Source organism: Microbacterium sp. bgisy189 (genome assembly GCF_965345345.1).
Classification (GTDB): Bacteria; Actinomycetota; Actinomycetes; order Actinomycetales; family Microbacteriaceae; genus Microbacterium.
In genome coordinates, this window is the sequence record NZ_CBDRMZ010000005.1 from 83300 (window position 1) to 104021 (window position 20722).

Annotated in this window: 17 protein-coding genes; 9 read left to right on the forward strand and 8 right to left on the reverse strand. The window is 70.0% G+C overall.

The window, feature by feature from the left end; translation table 11 throughout:
* Positions 1-31 precede the first annotated feature (31 nt).
* The 4 genes from ACSF8R_RS08435 to ACSF8R_RS08450 all read right to left on the reverse strand — a co-directional run bounded on the left by ACSF8R_RS08435 (position 32) and on the right by ACSF8R_RS08450 (position 4130).
* Positions 32-1222 (reverse strand): sensor histidine kinase, encoded by a 1191-nt coding sequence (locus tag ACSF8R_RS08435; protein ID WP_434811422.1) that lies wholly within the window; start codon positions 1220-1222, stop codon positions 32-34.
* A gap of 221 nt (positions 1223-1443) precedes the next feature.
* Complete coding sequence (locus ACSF8R_RS08440; protein ID WP_434811423.1) at positions 1444-1686, reverse strand: YbdD/YjiX family protein; 243 nt, start codon at positions 1684-1686, stop codon at positions 1444-1446.
* Positions 1687-1690: 4 nt separating this feature from the next.
* Positions 1691-3970: a carbon starvation CstA family protein gene (locus ACSF8R_RS08445; protein ID WP_434811424.1), complete on the reverse strand. Its 2280-nt coding sequence runs from the start codon at positions 3968-3970 to the stop codon at positions 1691-1693.
* A 37-nt stretch (positions 3971-4007) separates the two neighbouring features.
* Positions 4008-4130, reverse strand: a complete 123-nt coding sequence (locus tag ACSF8R_RS08450; RefSeq protein ID WP_434811425.1) for a hypothetical protein — start codon at positions 4128-4130, stop codon at positions 4008-4010.
* A gap of 52 nt (positions 4131-4182) precedes the next feature.
* On the opposite strand from ACSF8R_RS08450, the gene ACSF8R_RS08455 reads away from it, so the two are divergent.
* The 7 genes from ACSF8R_RS08455 (at position 4183) to ACSF8R_RS08485 (ending at position 10351) form a co-directional block, all read left to right on the forward strand.
* The gene (locus ACSF8R_RS08455) at positions 4183-4533 is read left to right on the forward strand and encodes a GNAT family N-acetyltransferase (RefSeq protein ID WP_434811426.1); all 351 of its coding nucleotides are present in this window, start codon (positions 4183-4185) and stop codon (positions 4531-4533) included.
* Positions 4533-5489, forward strand: coding sequence for a pirin family protein (locus tag ACSF8R_RS08460; protein WP_434811427.1), 957 nt, complete (start codon positions 4533-4535; stop codon positions 5487-5489). The genes ACSF8R_RS08455 and ACSF8R_RS08460 overlap by 1 nt, the downstream gene beginning before the upstream one ends.
* A 48-nt stretch (positions 5490-5537) precedes the next feature.
* Positions 5538-6098, forward strand: coding sequence for an ECF transporter S component (locus ACSF8R_RS08465; protein ID WP_434811428.1), 561 nt, complete (start codon positions 5538-5540; stop codon positions 6096-6098).
* Between the two features lie 47 nt (positions 6099-6145).
* A complete protein-coding gene (locus tag ACSF8R_RS08470; protein WP_434811429.1) occupies positions 6146-8002 on the forward strand; it encodes an ABC transporter ATP-binding protein in 1857 nt (618 codons plus the stop codon).
* Positions 7999-8832 carry an energy-coupling factor transporter transmembrane component T family protein gene (locus ACSF8R_RS08475; protein ID WP_434811430.1) on the forward strand — a complete coding sequence of 278 codons (834 nt, stop codon included), beginning with the start codon at positions 7999-8001 and terminating at the stop codon, positions 8830-8832. The genes ACSF8R_RS08470 and ACSF8R_RS08475 overlap by 4 nt, the downstream gene beginning before the upstream one ends.
* Before the next feature lie 65 nt (positions 8833-8897).
* Entirely contained in the window at positions 8898-9776 is an 879-nt protein-coding gene (locus tag ACSF8R_RS08480; protein ID WP_434811431.1) for a siderophore-interacting protein, read from the forward strand.
* Positions 9773-10351 carry an ECF transporter S component gene (locus ACSF8R_RS08485; protein WP_434811432.1) on the forward strand — a complete coding sequence of 193 codons (579 nt, stop codon included), beginning with the start codon at positions 9773-9775 and terminating at the stop codon, positions 10349-10351. The genes ACSF8R_RS08480 and ACSF8R_RS08485 overlap by 4 nt, the downstream gene beginning before the upstream one ends.
* Positions 10352-10562: 211 nt before the next feature.
* On the opposite strand, the gene ACSF8R_RS08490 is transcribed toward ACSF8R_RS08485, so the two are convergent.
* Both ACSF8R_RS08490 and ACSF8R_RS08495 read right to left on the reverse strand, forming a co-directional pair.
* Positions 10563-11726, reverse strand: coding sequence for an acyl-CoA dehydrogenase family protein (locus ACSF8R_RS08490; RefSeq protein ID WP_434811433.1), 1164 nt, complete (start codon positions 11724-11726; stop codon positions 10563-10565).
* A gap of 253 nt (positions 11727-11979) precedes the next feature.
* A complete protein-coding gene (locus ACSF8R_RS08495; RefSeq protein WP_434811434.1) occupies positions 11980-12987 on the reverse strand; it encodes a M15 family metallopeptidase in 1008 nt (335 codons plus the stop codon).
* A gap of 143 nt (positions 12988-13130) precedes the next feature.
* Between ACSF8R_RS08495 and ACSF8R_RS08500 the strand changes: the two genes are divergently transcribed.
* Positions 13131-14177 carry an Rv2578c family radical SAM protein gene (locus ACSF8R_RS08500; RefSeq protein ID WP_434811435.1) on the forward strand — a complete coding sequence of 349 codons (1047 nt, stop codon included), beginning with the start codon at positions 13131-13133 and terminating at the stop codon, positions 14175-14177.
* Positions 14178-14403: 226 nt separating this feature from the next.
* Here the strand turns inward: ACSF8R_RS08500 and ACSF8R_RS08505 are convergent, their stop codons facing one another.
* A complete protein-coding gene (locus ACSF8R_RS08505) occupies positions 14404-16578 on the reverse strand; it encodes a DEAD/DEAH box helicase (RefSeq protein WP_434811436.1) in 2175 nt (724 codons plus the stop codon).
* A 232-nt stretch (positions 16579-16810) separates the two neighbouring features.
* Between ACSF8R_RS08505 and ACSF8R_RS08510 the strand changes: the two genes are divergently transcribed.
* Positions 16811-17389 carry an antibiotic biosynthesis monooxygenase gene (locus ACSF8R_RS08510; protein WP_434811437.1) on the forward strand — a complete coding sequence of 193 codons (579 nt, stop codon included), beginning with the start codon at positions 16811-16813 and terminating at the stop codon, positions 17387-17389.
* Positions 17390-17511: 122 nt separating this feature from the next.
* Here ACSF8R_RS08510 and ACSF8R_RS08515 read toward each other — a convergent pair whose 3' ends face one another.
* Positions 17512-20676 (reverse strand): efflux RND transporter permease subunit, encoded by a 3165-nt coding sequence (locus ACSF8R_RS08515; RefSeq protein WP_434811438.1) that lies wholly within the window; start codon positions 20674-20676, stop codon positions 17512-17514.
* Positions 20677-20722: the final 46 nt, after the last annotated feature.

Below are 20722 nucleotides of genomic sequence, written 5' to 3' on the forward strand. Positions count from 1 at the left end.
ACCTTTCCGGCGTTCGTTCAGGCCGCTCGCGTCAGCCGGCATCGGTGTGATGCATGGGCTGCGACTTGGGGATCCGCATCCTCACCAGGGTACCGGCGCCGGTCGCCGTCTCGACGATGAGTCCCCCGTCGGGGCCGTACAGCTGTCGAAGCCTGGTGTCGACGTTGCGGATGCCGACGTGCGCACCGTCTGCGGCGGTCGTGAGCAGCGTGCGCAGTGCGTCGGGGTCCATGCCGACCCCGTCGTCTTCGACCGTGATCTCGGTGTGGGTGTTGTCGTCGCGCGCGGCGAGGCGGATCGTGCCGCCGCCCTCGCCCGGCTCGAGCCCGTGGCGCACGGCGTTCTCGACGATCGGCTGCACCGAGAGGAAGGGGATGACGGTCGCGAGCGTCTCGGGCGCGACCGTCAGCGTCACCTGCAGGCGCTCGCCGAAGCGGGCCCGTTCGAGCTCGAGGTAGGAGTGGATGCTGCGCAGTTCGTCGGCGAGCGTCGTGAACTCCCCCTGCCTGCGGAACGAGTAGCGGGTGAAGTCGGCGAACTCGAGCACGAGCTCACGCGCACGTGGCGGATCGGTGTGGATGAACGAGGCGATCGCGGTCAGCGCGTTGTAGATGAAGTGCGGCGAGATCTGGGCGCGCAGCGAGCGCAGTTCGGCTTCGGCGAGCGCCGTGCGCGAGGCATCCAGCTGTCCGAGTTCGAGCTGCGCCGCACACCAGTCGGCGACTTCACCGGCTGCCCGCACGAGCGTCGCGCGCACCGGCGCCGCGAACGCGACGACGACGCCGATCGTGTCGCCGTCGACGACGATGGGCGCGCCGACCGCCTCGAGCTCGTCGCCGCCCTCGCCGCGGGGGAACACCTGTCGCCGCCCCGTCGTCCGCACGCGCGCCGCGATGCGCGACGCGGCGCTGTCGAGGCTCGCCTGACCGGGGTGCCCGTCGAAGGCGACGACCCCGTCCGAGCCGACGATCGCCACGGCCGCACTGCCGAGCAGTGACCGCAGATGGCGGGCCGCCCGCTCGACGTCGGGGGCGTCGAGCCCGCCGCGCAGGTGGGGAGCGGCGAGGCTCGCCTCGTGCAGCGCCCGGAATCCGGCCTGCTCGGCATCGCTGCCGAGGTCGGACGCACCCTTCGCGAGCCGGCGCGCGAGCAGCAGCAGCACCGTCAGCGCGACGCCGCCCGCCACCCCGAGCACGGCGGCCAGCACGGTCGCGTCGGTCATGCGCTCAGCCTAAATCGCGGGAGTGGCCGTTGCCGTGGTGCCCGTCCGGCAATACGCTCACGGCATCCCGAGACGAGAGTGAGCATCCGATGAGCCGACGCGTGACGATCGTGCTGTGCGTGATCGTCGGGCTCGTCGGGGTGGCACTCATCGCGCTCTACGTGACGGGCAATCTGGGCAACGCCGCGATCCCGTGACGCGCCGGTCGCAGACACCGCCGCTCAGCAGCAGCGGGCGCCGGGATTGCGGTCCTGGTCGTCCATCTTCTGCCGCCAGAACTGGCGTTCGGTCAGCGGCTCGGCCTCGGGGTGGGTGCGGCGCTGGTGCGCGACGTAGACCGCGTAGGCGTTGTCGCCCATGAGCGAGGTCAGGTACCAGCGGATGCCGCGGCCGACCCGCACCACCTGTGCGACCGCGCGGGTCGACAGGCGGGTGCGAGCAGCCGCGGCATCCGTGGTGGTCATCACGTCAGTGTCCTCGGCGTGCCGTCTCGCGACGTTCGTCGGCGAGGATCGGCTCCCACTGCTTCTCGAGCGCGCGCTCCGACGCGGTCGGGATGAACCCCGCCGGGGCGTAGCGGCGTGACGGCACGGCCTCGTCTTCGGTGTTCTCGCCGCCACCGGCAGCGATCGCACGGATCGTGTAGACGACGGCCGCAATGATCACGATGATCGCGAGCACGACGAAAATGATCGACAGGGTTCCCTGCACCGCCGTATTGCGCATAACGGCGCCGATGACCTCGGGGGTGCCGAGGCTGTCGTCGCCCGATTCGAGCGCCGCGCGGTACTTGAAGTGGTTCGCCCAGTATCCGATCGCGGGCACCGGCGAGAAGATCTTGTACATCGACGCGGTGATCGTGATGACGGCGGTGAAGGCGAGCGGCACGGCGACGATCCACAGCCACTTGACCGAGCTGCGACCCCGCTTGGCGACGATCGCCATGACGACGGCGAGCGCGATCGCGGCGAGCAACTGGTTGGCGATGCCGAACAGCGGGAAGAAGGTGTTGATGCCGCCCAGCGGGTCGGTGACACCGAGGATGAGGATCGTTCCCCAGCCGGCGACCATCAGCGCGGTGCAGGTCCACACGCCCGGGCGCCACGAGACGTCGCGGAACTTCGGGAACCAGGCGCCGATCGAGTCCTGCAGCATGAAGCGGGCCACACGGGTACCGGCATCCACCGCGGTGAGGATGAACAGCGCCTCGAACATGATCGCGAAGTGGTACCAGAACGACATGAGCGCCTGACCGCCGAGGGCCTGCTGCATGATGTGCGCGAGGCCGAGCGCGAGCGTCGGGGCCCCACCGGTGCGCGAGACGATCGACTCTTCGCCCACGTCGGTCGCGGTACCGGTGAGCATCTCGGGCGTGAGGTTCACGCCCGTCAATCCGAGCGAGTTCACGAACGCGACGGCACCTTCGACCGTGCCGCCGGTGAGCGCCGATGGGGCGTTCATGGCGAAGTAGATGCCCTGGTCGATCGAGATCGCGGCGACGAGCGCCATGATCGCGACGAACGACTCCATGAGCATGCCGCCGTAGCCGATGAAGCGGGTCTGCCGCTCCTTCTCGACGAGCTTGGGGGTGGTGCCCGACGAGATGAGCGCGTGGAAGCCCGACAGCGCACCGCAGGCGATCGTGACGAACAGGAACGGGAACAGCGGACCAGAGAAGACCGGCCCGAGGCCGTTCTCACCGAAGATCGTGACGGCGGGCACCGAGATCTCGGGGCGCACCAGCACGATGGCACCGGCGAGCATGACGATGACGCCGATCTTCATGAACGTCGACAGGTAGTCGCGGGGCGCGAGCAGCAGCCACACCGGCAGCACGGCGGCGATGAAGCCGTAGATGATGATGCCGATCGCGATCGCGGTGCGGTCGAGGTGGAAGATCGCCTGGCCCCACTCGGTGCCGGCGACCCAGCCGCCGCCGATGATCGCGAACATGAGCAGCACGAAGCCGATGAGCGAGACCTCGGTGACCTTGCCGGGCCGCAGGAAGCGCAGGTAGACGCCCATGAACAGGGCGATCGGAATGGTCATCGCGACCGAGAAGACACCCCACGGGCTCTCGCCGAGCGCGTTGACGACGACGAGGGCGAGGATCGCGACGATGATCAGCATGATCAGCAGCGACGCGATGATGGCTGCGGTGCCGCCGATGCGGCCGAGTTCCTGCCGGGCCATCTGACCGATCGTGCGGCCGCCGCGGCGCATCGAGAAGAACAGGACGGTGTAGTCCTGCACGGCACCGGCGAGCACGACGCCGACGATGATCCAGATCGTGCCGGGGAGGAAGCCCATCTGTGCGGCGAGGACCGGGCCGACGAGGGGGCCGGCGCCGGCGATCGCGGCGAAGTGGTGCCCGTAGAGCACACGGCGGTCGGTGGGCACGTAGTCCTTGCCGTCCGACCGGACTTCGGCGGGAGTCGCGCGCTTGTCGTTCGGGCGCAGCAGGTGGCGCTCGATGACCTTCGAATAGAAGCGGTAGCCGATCAGGTAGGTGCAGACCGCGGCGAAGACGAACCAGATGGCGTTGACGGTCTCGCCGCGCACGACGGCGAGCATGACCCAGGCCAGGCCGCCGAGCAGGGCGATGGCGACCCAGATCGCGATCTTCAGGGGGGTCCAGCGGCGGTCTTTCGCGTCGTCCTCCTCAGAGAGGGCGACGGGAGGAAGGTTCGGATCTGTGGCGATGTCCGGTTCATCGACGAACTCGGACCGTGACGAAGGTGCAGTCATCGGATCTCCTGGTGTGGGCGGCGTCGTTGCGCGCAGTTCAGATTAGGGAGCCGGGTGCACGGCCGACGCGCTCGGCGCCGACGCGTGCGACGAGCGGTGCGGATGCCGCGACGAACGGTGCTTCGATCCAATGCGACTCGCCCTGGCCATGGCGGAACATCGCCCCGCCCGCCTACGTTGGAGCCAGGACACAGGCACGAGAGGAGTCGCCGATGAGCGAAGCAGCCGAGACGACCGTGACCCGCAACGACGAGAAGCGCCGCTACGAGATCCAACTCGACGACGGCACCGTGGCAGGCTTCACCCTCATCCGCATCGACGAAGAGGGCCGAGTCGTGTTTCCGCACACCGAGATCGACCCTGCGTTCTCGGGCCGAGGCCTCGCCGGCACGCTCGTCGCGCAGGCGCTCGCCGACGTTGCCGCGCGCGGCGAGACCGCCGTGCCGGTGTGCCCCTATGTCGTGAAGTGGCTGCGCGAGCACGAGGTGCCCGGGCTCGACGTGCACTGGCGTACGACCGCCGACGAGCAGGGCAGCGACGACGTCGACGACGCGGAACACTGATGACCCGCCTCGACGCGGGCGAGGTCGAGCACGAAGGCGCCGCCGACTGCGACGGTCCGCGCGCGCTGCTGCTGGAGGCGCGAGACGTGCCCCTCGGCGGGGTGCGCGGCATGGCGGTGCACCGCAGCCTTCCCCAGCGCGACTTGCCGATGGTCGGCGCCTGGTGCTTTCTCGACCGGTTCGGCCCGCAGACCACGACGATGCGCGTCGAGCCGCATCCGCACATCGGGCTGCAGACGGTCACGTGGCCGCTCGAAGGCGAGGTGCGCCATCGCGACACCGTCGGCAGTGACGTCGTCGTGCGCCGCGGCGCACTGAACCTCATGACCAGCGGCGCGGGCATCGCGCACTCGGAGTATTCGCTCGGCGACGGTGATGTGCCCCTCGACGCCCTGCAGCTGTGGGTGGCGCTGCCCGAAGCTCGTCGCCACGGCGCGCCCGACTTCGAACGCCACGAGCACCTGCCGACCGTCGATCTCGGCGACGGCGCGACCGCGACCGTCGTCGTCGGCTCGTTCGCGGGCGTGACCTCTCCCGCGACGATGCACACCCCGATCGTGGGCGCCGAACTGTTCGTGCCGGCCGGATCGCGAGTCGCGCTGCCGCTGAACCCGGACTGGGAGCACGCGCTCGTCGCGGTCGCCGGTGACCCGCTCGTCGAACACACGACGCTGCCCGATCAGGCGCTGCTGTACCTCGGCATCCACCGCGACGCCGCCCAGATCACGGCCGAGCGCGACACGACGCTGTTCCTCATCGGCGGCGCCCCGTTCGACGACGAAATCGTCATGTGGTGGAACTTCGTCGCCCGCTCCCACGACGAGATCGTCGCAGCCCGCGAGGCGTGGGAGGCGGATGCCGACCGATTCGGGCACGTCGTCGGGCACGGCGACGAACGCATTCCCGCGCCGCCGATGCCGGGGGTGCGCCTGACCCGCAGACGGCGCCGCATCTGACCGATTTCTCACGGCCGACGCCTCACCGCACGCCGGTACGCTGAGTGCGTGGCCCGAACCCCGCAGTTGTCGACGCGCGTGCTGCTCGTGTGCGCCGCGATCGGCGTCGCAACGGGCATCGTCGGCGGCATCGCGGGCCTGCTGACCCCCGTCGTACTGCTCGTCGCGCCGTTCGCGTACGGCATGTTGCTCGGCGCGCACGTGCTGCCGGGCATCATCGCGCAAGAGGTGCTGCGACTGCCGCTGGTCGCGCTCACGACCCACGTGCTGGCGGCCCTCGTCTCGAGCGCGTTCAACCCTGCCTGGGCACCCCGGTTCATCGGCACGGCGCTGCTGTTCGGCGCGATCCAGGAGGGCGTCGCTGCCCTCACCCGCTACCGGTCGTGGGGCGCGTGGCGCTTTCTGCTGTCGGGAGCGATCGTCGGGGTGATCGTCGCGGTCGTCGTCTTCTTCGCCGTCGACCTCGGCAAGCTGCCCCTGTGGTCGCAGATCGCGTACCTCGTGCTATCGGTGCTGGCGCCCGTCGCGTGGACGGCGATCGGCCTCGCACTGGGCAGCGGGCTGCGCAAAGCCGGGGTCGCCCGCCCTGTGGTCGGCAGCCGAAGTTAGGTTAGGCTAAGCAGGCAAGACACCCCTCTCCTGCTGGGACCACACCCGTGACCACCGCCGCCTCCGGCGTCGACGCGGCCGCCGCACGCGCCGCATTCGCCCCCGCACCGCTCCTGCGCGTGCGGGACCTCGGCATCCGTCACGACGGTGCAGCGACCGCGACACCGCTGGCCGCGACCTTCGACATCGCCCCCGGTGAAGTCGTGCTGCTGCTCGGCCCGAGCGGATCGGGCAAGTCGTCGCTCGCGCTGGCGCTGAACGGCCTCATTCCGCAGTCCATCCCCGCGACCCTCGCCGGATCGGTCACGGTCGCAGGGCGGGATGCCGCGACCGAAACCGTCGCGCAGCTCAGCACGACCGTCGGCATGGTGTTCCAAGACCCCGACGCACAGCTCGTGACGGGCACCCTGCTCGACGAGGTCGCCTTCGGCCCCGAGAACCTGCGGATGCCCGTGGACGAGGTGCTCGCCCGCGCCGAGTCCGCGCTGCGGCGGGTGGGCCTGTGGGAGCGCCGCGCCGAGAATCCCGACCGGCTGTCGGGCGGCGGACGCCAGCGACTCGCGATCGCGTGCGCGCTGGCGATGGGGTCACCGCTGCTGGTACTCGACGAGCCGACCGCCAACCTTGATCCGGCCGGCATCGAAGACGTCTATGCGGCGCTCGACGAGCTCGTCCGCACCGACCCGAACCGCGCCGTGCTGCTGATCGAGCACAACCTCGACGCCGCGATCACCGTCACGCGCCGTGTCGTCGTGCTCGACGCGCAGGGGCGGACGGTCGCCGACGGCGCGGTGGACGACGTACTGCGCGCCCGCGCCGCCGAACTGCACGAGATGGGCGTGTGGCTGCCGGTCTCGACCATCGCGGCCCTCCGCCTGCAGCGTGCCGGGTGGCGCTTCAACCGCCTGCCGCTCACGCCCGACGAGCTGCGCGATGCGGTCGCAGCCCCGGCATCCGCGCCTGGTGCTGGCGCCGGCGCCGCGTCGCAGATTCGGACGGATGCCGCAGATTCGGATGATTCCGCCGCCTCCATCCGAATCCGTGAGCAATCTCCGAATCCGGTGACCGGCGCACCGGTCGTCGAGGTGCGGGGACTGACGCTGCAGCGCGGACGCGGACGGCACCGCGCGACGGTACTCCGCGATGTCGACCTCACGATCACGGCGGGCGAGTTCGTCGCCGTCGTCGGCGCGAACGGGGCGGGCAAGACGAGCCTCGCGCAGGCGATCGCCGGTGTCGTGCCGGTGCCGAAGGGCACCGTGCGCGTGGGCGGAGTGGATGCCGCGCGCGCCGACCGCCGCACCCTCTCCCGCCGCGTGGGCTTCGTGTTCCAGAACCCCGAGCACCAGTTCATCGCGCACACCGTCGCCGACGAGATCGCGCACGGCCTGCGTCTGCAGAAGCTGCCGGATGCCGAGGTGGCCGAGCGCACGGCCGACCTGCTGACGCGGTTCGGCCTCGAGCAGAAGGCGCAGCAGCATCCGTTCCTGCTGTCGGGCGGCCAGAAGCGTCGCCTGTCGGTCGGCACCGCGCTCGTCGCCGGCGCGCCGGTGCTCGTGCTCGACGAACCGACGTTCGGGCAGGACCGTGCGCGCGCAGACGAGCTGCTGGGCCTGCTGCGCGAGCTCAACACCGCCGGCACGACGATCGTCGTCGTCACCCACGACATGCAGCTCGTGACCGAGTACGCGACCCGCACGGTGATCGTGGGTGACGGCCGCATCGTCGCCGACGGCACGACCGACGAGGTGTTCGCCGAGGAAGCGCTCATCCTGCGCGCGGGACTGCGGTTGCCGCCGCTCGCGCGTGCACTGCACGACGCGCCGCATCCGCTGCTGGCCGGGCGCACCCGGCTCGCCGACCTGCCCGCGCCGCGCGTCGAGCCCACGGGAGCAGACGCATGAGCGCCGTGACCGCCACCGTGGACACGGTGACGCCCGACCCGTATGCCGCGACCCGACCCGCGCGGGGGTTTCTGTATCGCCTGAATCCGCTCGCGAAAATGGCCGCGCCGATCCCGGCGATGATCGCGCTCGTGTTCGTGCGCGACCTGCAGACGCCGCTCGTGTTCATCGCGGTCGCGTATGCGCTGCTGCTCATCGGCGCACGGCTGTCGTGGCGGATGCTGGCGCTGCTGCTGCTCGCCGTCCCCGCAGCGATCGGCGTGATCGCCCTCGGGATGTCGCTCTGGGCCGACGCGTCGCGAGTCGACCAGTCCTTCGTGCTCCTGCAGATCGGTGAGTGGCGACTGTACGGCGGCGCGCTCATGGTGGGCCTCGCCACCGGTGTGCGGCTCGGCGCGATCATCGCGTTGGCGCTCGTCGCCGGGCTCACGAGCAGCGGTCCCGACATCGTGCGGGCCACGGTGCAGCAGCTGCGGGTGCCGTACCGCGTCGGCTACACGGCGCTGGCGGCCTTCCGGTTCGTGCCGCGCTTCGCGCACGAACTCGACGTCATCCGTCAGGCTCACCGCGTGCGCGGTGCGCACGGCGGGCGTGGTCCGTTCGCGGCCCTCGCACGGTGGTGGGGCTACATCGTGCCGCTGCTGGCGGGCGCGATCCGGCACGCCGAACGGGTCGCCCTCGCGATGGATGCCCGCGCGTTCGGCGCCCACCCCGACCGCACCGAGCGGCACATCGTCACCTTCGGCGCGGTGGATGCCGTGTTCATCGGCGTCTGCTGGATCGGCACCGTCGTGGTGATGTGGCTCGGCTTCCCCTGGACCCTGAACTGATGCCCTGGGTTGACAACCTGGGTCGATGACCTGGGCTGACCGCCCGCCCGACGAAAGGACCCACGATGGCTCGCGCAAGCGCGCTCGTGAAGCCCCCCGCGCAAGACCTGCTGCACCTCGAGGTGCTGCGGACACAGCAGCTCTCGCCCCACTGGATGCGCATCACCCTCGGCGGCGGCGAGATCGAGAAGTTCACGCCCCTCGGGTTCGACCAGTGGTTCCGCATCTTCTTGCCGCTCGGCGGAGATGAGGGGCTGGAGCGCATCCCGGCGAAGGCGAACAAGATCTTCGGGTACCTGAAGTACCTGCGCATCCCCGACGGCGTGCGTCCCGTCATGCGCAACTATTCGGTGCGCGCGTTCCGACCCGCGACTGAAGCCCGTGGGGCCGAACTCGACGTCGACTTCGTGATCCACGGCAGCGGCCCGACGGCCGGGCCCGCATCACGGTGGGCGCAGTCCTGCCGCCCCGGCGAGAGCGTCGTCATCATCGACGAGGGCCTCGGCTTCAACCCCGAGCGCGGCGTCGACCGGGTCGTGCTGGTCGCCGACGAGACCGGCGCCCCCGCGGTCGCATCGATCTGCGCGTCGCTGCCGGCCACGGCATCCGGTGTCGCGATCATCGAAGCGCCCTCTGCGGAAGACGCGCTCGCCTTCGACGCCCCCGCCGGCGTCGAAGTGCGCTGGATCGTGCGCGGCGATGAGAAGCCCGGCATCCTCGCCCTCGACGCGCTGACGGCGCTCGATCTGCCGACCGAGCCGTTCCACGCGTTCATCGTCGGCGAGCAGTCGCTGCCGACCTCTGCCCGCCGCCACCTCGTCGCGCAGGGTGTGTCGAAGGACGCGATCAGCTTCGTCGGTTACTGGCGCACCGGCGCCGCCTCGCCGACCCCCAAGTCTCAGCTTCCCCAGGTATCAACGACCCGCGAAGGAACCCACGCATGAGCCGTGTCTCGACCGTCTACCTGCTCACCTGCGCCGCGATCGGCGTCGCCACGGGCCTGCTCGTCATTCCGGCGACCGCGTTCTCGACCCTGACCTACGCGGCGCTGCCGCCGCTGTCAGCCCTGGCCGCCGGCGCCTGGGTCATCGGCTTCGTCGTCGCAATGCGACTGCTCGAACGCCCGGGTGCCGCGCTGCTCACCGGCCTCATCTCGGGCCTGGTCGCCACGCCGCTGTCGACCACGGGGCCTGCGATCGTTATCACGAACGTCATGTTCGCCGCGTTCATCGAGCTGCCGTTCCTCGTGACGCTGTACCGTCGCTGGTCGCGCTGGCTGTACTACATCGGCGCCGCCGTGCTGACGGTCCTGTACGCGGCGTGGACCGTCATGGCCGCGGACATGCAGGCCTTCCCCGCCTGGGTGCTCGCGCTCTACGTCGCGTGCCTGTTCATCTCGGGCCTCGGCGCCGTCGCCCTCGGCATCCTCATCGCCGACCGCCTGCGCCGCGCCGGCGTCGCGAAACTCGCCCGCCGCCGCCCGGCCATCGAGGTCGAACCGGTCGCCGAACCCGCCTGATCGCAGGGGCTCCGGCCCAGCCGTGCACAACGTCGCCAATCCACGTCCCTGCACCCCGGAACCGGCCCCAACGGCCCGCAACCCGGACGGATTGGCGACGTTGTGCACGCGGCCTCGGGTAGAGACCCGCGGCCACGGGCACACCCTCCGCCACAAACGACGGATGCCGGGGCCCCGCCTGTGGCGGAGTCCCGGCATCCGGTGTGTCAGGTCAGCGCTTGCCGACGATCTGACGCGCGACGAGGTCGCGCATGATCTCGTTGGTGCCGCCGTAGATGCGGTGCACGCGGGCGTCGAGGTAGGCGCGGGCGATGGGGTACTCGGTGATGTAGCCGTAGCCGCCGTGCAGCTGCACGCCCACGTCGAGCAGTTCGGCCTCGCGGTCGGTGGCCCAGAACTTCACCTTCGCGGCCTCTTCGGCGCTCAGCTTCGCGTCCTTGTAGAGCAGCATCGCGCGGTCGATGTAGGCCCACATGACGTCGACGGTGGTGGCCATGTCGGCCAGCTGGAAGCGGGTGTTCTGGAAGTCGGCGATCCGCTCGCCGAACGCCTCGCGGCTGATGACGTAGTCGCGGGTCCAGTTGAACGCGGCCTCTCCGGCGGCGGCCGCTGCGACACCGATCGACAGGCGCTCGAGGGGCAGGTTCATCATGAGCTGGATGAAGCCGAGGCCCTCCTTGCCGCCGATGAGGTTCGCGTCGGGCACGAACACGTCGGTGAACGACAGTTCGGCGGTGTCCCAACCGTGGAAGCCCATCTTCTCGAGGGTCTTGCCGTGGTCGAAGCCCTCCATGCCGTCTTCCAGGATCAGCAGGCTGAACGCATCGGGACGGTTGCCCTCGCCGGTCTTCACGAAGGTGACGACGATGTCGGCGGTCTTGCCCGACGAGATGAACGTCTTCGCGCCGTTGACGATGTAGCCACCGTCGACCTTCTTGGCGGTGGTCTTGATGCCGCGCAGGTCGGAGCCGGCACCCGGCTCGGTCATCGCGAGGGCGCCGAGGATCTCGCCGGTCGCCATACCCGGCAGCCACTTCTCCTTCTGCTCCTGCGTGCCCATGTGTGCGATGTAGGGCACGGCCAGGTCGTCCTGAATGCCGAGGGCGCCGGCGAGCGAGCCGTGCCCGGCGCCGATGACCTCTTCGAGCACGATGGCGCGGTAGCGGTAGTCCTGCAGCATGCCTGCGCCGCCGAACTCTTCGGGAACGGACAGGCCGATGATGCCGGCCTCCCCCGCGGCGAGCATGGTGGCACGGTCGACCTGGCCGTCGGCCTCCCACTGCTTGCGCTTGTCTTCGCTGACGTAGCGCTTCATGAAGTCCTTGACGACGTCGCGGAATGCTTCGTGGTCCTCTTCGTAGATGTCGCGCTCCATGCGCAGACCTCCTCGGTGTGTTTCGGTGAATCCGGCTTGACTCTACGCGCGGACCGCGCCCCGCCGACAGGCGTCTGTGGGATCGGATGCCGCGACGTGCGGCACCGGATGCCGCAGTTTGTGGCATCTCGCCAACGACACCGCGTCAGACGGCAGCGCCGGGCGCCAGGAACCTCCCGACATGGCGGGCCCGGCCCGCTGCCCGAGCCCGGCCCGCTGCCCGAGCCCGTTCACGAAGACGACGTCGGGCACGTCAGTCGAGGTAGTCGGGGGCGGGGTCGAGGCCGAAGAAGTCCTCAAGGGTGTGGAATCCGCCGTCGTGGTAGGCGGCGGCCAGGTCGGTGCCGATGTAGCGCAGGTGCCACGGTTCCCACTCGTAGCCGGTGGTGCCGGTCTGCCCCGACTCGTAGCGCACGATGAAACCGAACCGCCAGGCGTTTTCGGCGACCCAGTCGGCCTGCGCGGTGGAGCCGAACCGTTCGATGCCGCCGCATCCGTTGCTGCATGCGATGACGTCGACGGCGAGGCCGGTCTGGTGCTCGCTGTGCCCGGGCCGCGCGCTCGTGAGGTCGGCGGATTCGCGGCCGAGCGAATCGACGTAGCCGTTGTAGGTGCCGATCTGGAACTCGTACGAACGGAACCCGCTGTTCACGCCGATCGCTCCCACCTCGTTCGCCGCGGCGGATGCCAGCTGCTCCAACGCGTCGGCGACGTCGGCGCGCATGTGACCGCCGCTCGTGCGCTGCACGCCGTCCGCCCTCGCCTGCGGCACGGGCCAGTAGTCGATCGGGTCGAGTGCCTGGTGCTTGTTGACGACGACCCAGATGCGGCCGGCTTCGGCCAGGTCGATGCAGGGCGCGTCGCCGCCTGACACCGCGGTGCGGAACGCGTCTGCGCCGCCGAAGGCTGCGATGACGTCGGCATCCGACCCGCTCTCGAGCGCGTCGGTGACGGCGGACTGTTCGCACGTCGCGTCGGATGCCGTGGTCTCGGCGACATCCGATTGCATGACCGGTGCCGGCAGCGCGGTGATGCCCAGCTCGGCAGCTGCCTGGACGTCTGGTTCTGCGGCATCCGTCGTGCCGATGCGCTCGTCGGGCGCGACCGTCGCCCCGGCGAGCGCGGAGCTGACGGCGACCGACCCGCCGACCGCGAGCACACCCCCGACGATCCACGCGGCGACGCGGCGCGCGCGCTCGGCGCGCCGGCGCTCCACCTGCCGCCGCGCACGGCGCGTCGACGGAACCGGGGAGTCGGGCATGCCCACCATTGTCGCAACCTCTGCCGTGCGGGTGGTCCAGGCGCGACGCACGTGGTCGGTGATCGATGGCGGACTTCGGCGTTATCTTCTGACTTGAGAGACTTTGTCTTGACGCATCTTCGTTTCTTTGTTCTACTAGTGATATGCGGTGGCAAGGGCAGACGGTGGGTGCGATCGACTCGTCCGCCCTGCCCGGGCTCGAAGCAACCGGTGGACTGATCCGCTCCGTCACGACCCCCGAGTTCCAGGGCATGACCTTTCACGAAGTGCTCGCGAAGTCGGCACTCAACCACGTACCCGGGGCGTCCGCGATGCCGTTCGACTGGACCATCAACCCCTATCGGGGCTGCAGTCATGCATGCGTCTACTGCTTCGCACGCGGCACGCACACGTATCTCGATCTCGATGCCGGCCGTGACTTCGATTCGCAGATCGTCGTCAAGGTGAACGTCACCGAGGTGCTGGCACGGGAGTTGGCCAAGTCGACGTGGCAGCGCGAGCCCGTCGCACTCGGCACCAACACCGATCCGTACCAGCGCGCCGAGGGTCGCTACAGACTCATGCCCGGCATCATCGACGCCCTCGCGGGGAGCGGCACCCCGTTCTCGGTGCTCACGAAAGGCACGCTCCTGCGTCGAGACCTGCCGCTGCTGGCGTCGGCGTCCGAACAGGTGCCCGTGTCGATCGCGATGTCGATCGCCGTCGCCGACGAACCGCTGCGCGCAGCGATCGAATCGGGAGCCCCGACGTTCCAGGCGCGGCTCGACACCGTGCGCGCGGCGGCGGATGCCGGGTTCAGAGTGACCGTGTTCCTCATGCCGATCGTGCCGCACCTGACCGACTCGCTGCAGGTGCTCGACGATGCGCTCCGCCGCATCCGCGAAGCCGGCGCACACCGGGTGATCTGGGGCGCGATGCACCTTCGCCCGGGCGTCAAGCCGTGGTTCTTCGGGTGGCTCGAGCAGCATCACCCCGAACTGCTGTCGTCATACCGGGGCCTCTACCCCGGAGCGTCGGTACAGGCACCGAAGGCGTACCGGTCGTGGCTGGGCAAACGCGTGCGGCCGTTGCTGCGCCTGCACCGGCTCGACAGGCGTGAAGAAGACGACATGCCACGGCGCGGCGGTTCGCGGACGCCGCCGGTCTTCACGACCAGGCCGGCTGCCCGCGAACCCGAGCGGCTGTTCTGACTCAACCGGCGGCGCGACGGTGTCGGGGATCAGCGCACTGTCAGCGCGCCAGCGCAGTCAGCAGCGACGTTGCGGCAGCGTCATCGAGTTCGGCGACCACCACATGGAACTCGCATGGCGCGAGTGTAGCGCCGCGCCCGCCCCGAAATGCCGAACCGGCCCCTTCCCGCGCAATGCGGAAGGGGCCGGTCCAAGGTGATGCGGCGGGCTCGACGACCCGCGCGGATCAGGCGTCGACGTCGGCGAGCTGGCGGCCCGAGAGCTCCTCGAGCAGGTCGTCGCCGGGGCGCACGTCTTCGAACGGTGCGTCGATCTCGGCCCGCTGGAGCATCTCGGTCATGCGGCGGCGGCGCTGACGCGTCACCAGCGTGACGACGGTGCCCTCACGACCGGCACGGCCGGTGCGGCCGGAGCGATGCAGGTACGTCTTGTACTCGTCAGCGGGGTCAGCCTGGATCACCAGGTCGATGTCGTCGACGTGGATGCCGCGGGCGGCGACGTCGGTCGCGACGAGAACGCGCACCTTGCCGTCAGTCAGGCGCTGCAGGTTGCGGGTGCGCTTGGCCTGGTTCAGGTCACCGTGGAGGGCGACGGCGGGGATGCCGGCATCCTCCATGTTTTCGGCGACCATCTCGGCGAACGCGCGGGTGCGGGTGAAGATGAGCGTCTTGCCGTCGCGGTCGGCGAGCGAAGCGAGCACCTCGGCCTTGTCGCGGTGGTCGATGACGAGCACGCGGTGGTCGATGGTGCCGGTGTCCTGCGTCTCGCCGGCGACTTCGTAGACGGCCGGGTCGACGAGGAACTCGTCGACGAGCGCCGCGACCTCACGGTCGAGCGTGGCCGAGAACAGCAGCTTCTGCGCGCCCTCTTCGACGAGGCGGAGGATGCGCTGCATCGGCTCGAGGAAGCCGAGCTCGCTCATGTGGTCTGCCTCGTCGAGCACGACGATGCGCACCTGCGAGAGGTCGAGCTTGCCCTGCTCCTGCAGGTCTTCGATGCGGCCGGGAGTGCCGATGACGATGTCGACGCCCTTCTTGAGCGCGCCGACCTGGCGGGCCTGCGGCACGCCGCCGTACACCTGGGTGGTGAACAGGCCGACGCTGCGGGCCAGGCCCTGCACGGTGCGGTCGATCTGCAGGGCGAGCTCACGCGTCGGCGCGAGGATGAGCGCCTTCGGCGAGCGACCGAACTCGCGGCGCTGCCCGGCCTGCGAGCGGAGGATCGATTCGACCAGGGGCGCGCCGAACGCGATGGTCTTGCCCGAGCCGGTGCGACCGCGGGCCAGCACGTCGCGGCCCTCGAGGATGGGCTGGACGGTGGCGGCCTGGATCGGGAACGGCGACGCCGCACCCATCTCCGCGAGGGCCTTCACGATGTTGGCGCCGAGACCCAGGTCTGCGAACGAAGCGGCCTCGACGGTCGCGGCGTCGACGGCATCCGCCTGCAGACGCTCGTGCACGACGTCGACGTGCTCCTCGTGCGCGGCGGCCTTGGCATCCGCGTTCCAGTCGCTTCGGTTGGCGCGCTCGTCGCGACGGGGACGGTCGTCGAACGAACGACGGGGGCGCTCGTCACGGTCGAACGAACGGCGGGGGCCGCGGTCGTCACGGTCGAACGAACGACGCGGACGGTCGCCACGGTCATCACGACGCGGCGCACGGTCCTCAAACGAACGACGGGGGCGCTCGTCACGGTCATCACGACGCGGCGCACGGTCCTCAAACGAACGACGCGGACGCTCGTCACGGTCATCACGACGCGGCGCACGGTCCTCAAACGCGCGGCGCGGAGCGCGGTCATCGCGGTCGTAACTCCTGAAGTTTCGACCCGAATCGCGCTGACCGCCCCGATCCGACCGGTCCGAACGGAAATCTCCGGAGTTGCGCGCGCCGTCACGGACATCACGACGGGGCGCACGGTCGTCGCGGTCGAAGCGACGCGGACGGTCGTCGAACGAACGACGCGGGCGGTCGTCACGATCGAACGAACGGCGCTCGCCACGGTCGGTGCGGTCGAACGAACGACGCTCGTCACGGTCATCACGACGCGGACGGTCGTAGCCCCGGTCGCCCTGCGCGGGGCGGTCACCGCGGTCGGTGCGCTCGAAGCGGCGCACGGCACGCTCGTTGCGGTCGGGGTGCACGTCGGCGCCGCGGGCGTGCGAACGGATGCCGCGGGCCTCGTCGCGGCCGGCACGCTCCTGCGCGCTCCAGCGCTGCTTGCGGGCGGGCGCCTCAGCATCGGCGGCCTTGAAGCCGCGGTGTCCGGGGCTCTTGCTGCCGGGCTTGCCGGCGGACGACTGGCCGGGGCGGCGTTTGGCGTCTTGGAACGAGGTCTTCTTGCCGTAGCGCGGCTCGAAGTTCTGGGCTCGGCCGCCGGCCGGCTTCTTGTTCTTGGGCATGGGTGTGTCCTTTTGGGTTCTCTCGCACAGCAACAGCGCCCGCACACGCGGGCATACCCGGACATCCGTCGGCCGGGGCCGTTCACAGTGATGGTCATGCGCGCCGATCGGCGCTCACCATCGGCCCCTTGGACTCACAAACCCACCCGCGCACGGCGCGGTGTCCAGAGCCGACCGCACCACTCTACCGGTCCGCGGCTGAGAGCATGCCGGGCGGCCTCACAATGGAGGGATGGCCGATCCCATCACCGTCGCGATCGAGCGACGCATCGATCCGGTCCGCACCGCAGAGGCCACAAGCTGGATGCAGGCGGGCACCGATCTGGCAGCGACCTTTCCGGGCTTCCTCGGCTCGGGGTGGGTGCGCGCCGGCGAAGACAGCGAGCGCTGGTACATGCTGTACCGGTTCCGCGACATCTCCACCCTCGAGGCGTGGGAGCAGTCGAGCCCGCGCCGGTGGTGGCTCGACTCGGGCAGCGCGTTCGCCCGCGAGGAGCGCACCGAGCGACGCACCGGCATCGAGGGGTGGTTCGACGCGCCGCTGGGTGAGCTCGTGCAGGCACAGGTGGCGACCGGCAGCATCGCGACGGCGCCGACTGCCCCGCCGCGCTGGAAGCAGGCGGTCGCGATCTGGCTGGGCTTCTTCCCGACGAACGCGCTCGGCACGTGGGGACTCGGGCTGATCCCCGGGTTCGCGGAGCTTCCGCTGGTGGCGCGGGTCGCGATCAGCACGGCCATCTTCACGCCGCTCATGGTCTATCTCGTGCTGCCGTGGGTCACGCGCCTGCTGCGCCCCTGGCTGCACCGCTGAGCCTCGGCATCCAGCCCGCCGCCGCGGCCGCACGAGCGCAGGAGAACTCCCGCAAGCAGGATGATCCGGCCGGGATCGTCCTGCGTCGGTGATTTCTCCTGCGACGGTGACGGGTCGCCGTGTCAGTCGGCGTGCTCGCGCAGCTCGCGGCGGGTGAGCGGGTGGTCGTCGGCGGCCTCGACGGGCGCGGTGGATGCCGGGCGTGCACCGCGGCGGGCGACGCGACGTTCCTTGGCGCCCTCGACGAGGTTGTAGAGCGTCGGCAGCACGAGCAGCGTCAGCACGGTCGACGAGATGAGTCCACCGATCACGACGATCGCGAGCGGCTGCGAGATGAACCCACCGTGGCCGGTGATGCCGAGCGCCATCGGCGTGAGCGCGAAGATCGTCGCGAGTGCCGTCATGAGGATCGGCCGCAGACGTCTCGCGCCACCGGCGATCGTCGCATCGTGCGCCGACAGGCCCTTCTCGCGGTACTGGTTGACGAGGTCGACGAGCACGATGGCGTTGGTGACGACGATGCCGATGAGCATGAGCACGCCGATGAGCGACGCGACGCCCAGCGGAACGCCGGTGACGATCTGCAGCAGGATGGCGCCGGTCGCCGCGAACGGCACCGAGATGAGCAGCAGCAGGGGCTGGCGCAGCGACTTGAAGGTCGCGACCATCACGATGTAGACGATGAGGATCGCAGCGAGCATCGCGAGGCCGAGCTGCCCGAACGCGTCCTGCTGCTGCGAGAGCACGCCGCCGATCTCGGCATCCGCACCGGTCGGCAGGTCGACGTCGCCGAGGGCCTCGGTGACCGATGCCGATGCGGCGTTGAGGTCGTCGGTCGACGGTGTCACGGTGACAGTCGCGGTGCGCTGTCCGCGCTGCGTCGTGATCGAGGTGGGGCCCTGGCTCTCTTCGACGTCGGCGACCTCGTCGAGGCGGATGAGGCCGGCGGCAGAGGCGATCTGCAGGTCGCGCAGCTCGTCGATCGTCGCCGGGATGTCGTCGGCCTGCAGGTAGACGGTCACCGCAGTGCCGTCGATCTCGACCGACCCGACCTGGCGGGGCTGCATCGTGTTGGCGACGAGTCCGCCGACGGCGACCTCCGACAGCCCGCGTTCAGCGGCGGCCTCGCGGTCGACGCTCACCGCGACGTAGGGCAGTGAGGCGGCGAGGTTGCTGGTGACCTGACCGATGCCGTCGGGGTCTTCGAGGGCTGCGACGACGGCATCCGTCGCCTCTTGCAGGGTGTCGCGGTCGGGCGCTGAGACCTCGACCTCGATGTCGCTCGACCCGAAGCCGCCCTGTCCCGCCGAGACCGTGACCGTGCCGACGTCTTCGAGGTCGGCGACCGCCTCCTGCACGGCTTCGCGCACCTCGACCTGGTCGGCGTCGGAGTCGGTCGTGATCGAGTAGGTGATGCCGGCGCCGCCGCCCGAGAACGCGTCGGCGATCGCCGAGCCGCTCGAGCCGACCGAGGTCTGCACGGTCTCGATGCCGTCGACGCCGAGGATCGCGTCCTCCACGATCGCGGCGGCCGCGTCTTCGGCATCCAGGCTGGCGGCCTGCCCGACTTCTTGCGTCACGGTGAAGGTGTTCTGCCCCGAATCGCCGAGGAAGTTCGTCTTCATGAAAGGCGCGAGCGCGACGGTGCCGGCGAGCACGAGCACCGCCAGGCCGAGCGTGATCCAGGAGTGTTTGAGGGTCCACGACAGCACCGGCAGGTACGCCTTCTGCAGGCGCGACGGCGGGGCGTCGGGGTGCTCGGGGTCGATCGCGTTGCCGTCGGCGCCCCGCAGCGGCTTGCCCGGTCGCAAGAACCAGTACGCGAGCACCGGCACGATCGTGAGCGCCACGAACAGCGAGGCGGTCATCGCGATCGTGACGGTGAGCGCGAAGGGCCGGAACAACTCGCCGGTCACATCGCCGACGAACGCGATCGGCAAGAAGACGGCGACGGTGGTGATGGTGGATGCCGTGATCGCCGCGGCCACTTCGCGCACCGCGAGGAGGATCGACTGCGCCTTGTCGGCGTCGCCGACGTAGTGGCGCTTGATGTTCTCGATCACGACGATCGAGTCGTCGACGACGCGGCCGATCGCGATCGTGAGCGCGCCGAGGGTGAGGATGTTCAGGGAGTAGCCGAACGCCTGGATGCCGACGAAGGTGATGAGCACGCTCGTCGGGATGGAGATCGCGGTGACGAGCGTCGAGCGCACCGACAGCAGGAAGACGAGGATGACGAGCACGGCGAAGACGAGGCCGAGCAGCCCCTCCTGCGCGAGCGCCTCGATGGACTGCTCGATGTAGGGGGCCTGGTCAAACACGACCGTGAACTCGACGTCGTCGCCGACGGCGTCTTGCAGGTCGGGGATCGCGGCGGTCACGAGGCGCGACACGTCGACGGTGTTCGCCGCGGGAAGCTTCGTGATCGAGATCGTCAGTGCCGGCTCGCCGTTGACCCGTGAGATGGATGCCACGGGGTCCTGCTCGATGGAGACGTCGGCCACGTCGCCGATCGTCACGAGGTCTGCCGTCAGCTGCTCGGCAGAGCCCGGCACGAGCGGCAGCGCGGCGATCTCGTCAGCCGAGCTGAGCTTCGCGCCGGTCTGCACGGTGAGGGTCTGGTCGCCCTCGGTGACCGAGCCGCCGGGGAACAGGACGCCGTTCTGGTCGAGGGCGTCGGTGATCGCGGTCTGGGTGAAACCGGCAGCGGCGAGCGCCGCCTGGTCGGGCACGATCGTGACGCGTTCGCCCTGGCCGCCGATGATCTGGGTCGCGGCGACGCCGTCGAGGTCTTCGATGTCGGGCAGCACGCTCGCCTCGAGCTGCGACTGGATCGTGCGCTCGTCGTCGTAGCCGGTGACGGCGAGGGCGATGACGGGCAGGTCGTCGATCGAGAACGACACGACGTTCGGCTCGACGCTGTCGGGCAGCTGAGACTCAATGCGGTTGATCGCCTGCAGGATCTTCTGCTCCGCCGTCGCGAGGTCAGTGCCGTAGGTGAACGAGACCTGGATGATCGATGCGTTCGTGGTGCTCGTCGCGATCGTGGATTCGAGGCCCGGGATGCCCTGGATCGCCGTCTCGATCGGTGTCGAGACGTCGTTGTTGACGACGTCAGGGGAGGCGCCGGGGTAGGTGGTCAGCACCGACAGCTGCGGGAACTCGATCGAGGGGATGAGCTCTTGCTTGAGGCTGTTCAGCGCGAGCCCGCCGAAGATCGCGGCGACGATCGTGACGAGGGCGATGAGGGCACGGTTCTTGAGGCTCAGAACGGCGAGGTTCGACACGGGAGACCTTTGCTGCTGCGGACTGCGATGCGGTGCGGGACGGCTC

What these genes read in the sequence shown, in the direction of transcription:
- ACSF8R_RS08435 (WP_434811422.1), bottom strand. Translation starts at nt 1,222, where the DNA reads ATGACCGACGCGACCGTGCTGGCCGCCGTGCTCGGGGTGGCGGGCGGC.
- ACSF8R_RS08440 (WP_434811423.1), bottom strand. Translation starts at nt 1,686, where the DNA reads ATGACCACCACGGATGCCGCGGCTGCTCGCACCCGCCTGTCGACCCGC.
- ACSF8R_RS08445 (WP_434811424.1), bottom strand. Translation starts at nt 3,970, where the DNA reads ATGACTGCACCTTCGTCACGGTCCGAGTTCGTCGATGAACCGGACATC.
- ACSF8R_RS08450 (WP_434811425.1), bottom strand. Translation starts at nt 4,130, where the DNA reads ATGTTCCGCCATGGCCAGGGCGAGTCGCATTGGATCGAAGCACCGTTC.
- ACSF8R_RS08455 (WP_434811426.1), top strand. Translation starts at nt 4,183, where the DNA reads ATGAGCGAAGCAGCCGAGACGACCGTGACCCGCAACGACGAGAAGCGC.
- ACSF8R_RS08460 (WP_434811427.1), top strand. Translation starts at nt 4,533, where the DNA reads ATGACCCGCCTCGACGCGGGCGAGGTCGAGCACGAAGGCGCCGCCGAC.
- ACSF8R_RS08475 (WP_434811430.1), top strand. Translation starts at nt 7,999, where the DNA reads ATGAGCGCCGTGACCGCCACCGTGGACACGGTGACGCCCGACCCGTAT.
- ACSF8R_RS08480 (WP_434811431.1), top strand. Translation starts at nt 8,898, where the DNA reads ATGGCTCGCGCAAGCGCGCTCGTGAAGCCCCCCGCGCAAGACCTGCTG.
- ACSF8R_RS08485 (WP_434811432.1), top strand. Translation starts at nt 9,773, where the DNA reads ATGAGCCGTGTCTCGACCGTCTACCTGCTCACCTGCGCCGCGATCGGC.
- ACSF8R_RS08490 (WP_434811433.1), bottom strand. Translation starts at nt 11,726, where the DNA reads ATGGAGCGCGACATCTACGAAGAGGACCACGAAGCATTCCGCGACGTC.
- ACSF8R_RS08495 (WP_434811434.1), bottom strand. Translation starts at nt 12,987, where the DNA reads ATGCCCGACTCCCCGGTTCCGTCGACGCGCCGTGCGCGGCGGCAGGTG.
- ACSF8R_RS08500 (WP_434811435.1), top strand. Translation starts at nt 13,131, where the DNA reads ATGCGGTGGCAAGGGCAGACGGTGGGTGCGATCGACTCGTCCGCCCTG.
- ACSF8R_RS08505 (WP_434811436.1), bottom strand. Translation starts at nt 16,578, where the DNA reads ATGCCCAAGAACAAGAAGCCGGCCGGCGGCCGAGCCCAGAACTTCGAG.
- ACSF8R_RS08510 (WP_434811437.1), top strand. Translation starts at nt 16,811, where the DNA reads ATGGCCGATCCCATCACCGTCGCGATCGAGCGACGCATCGATCCGGTC.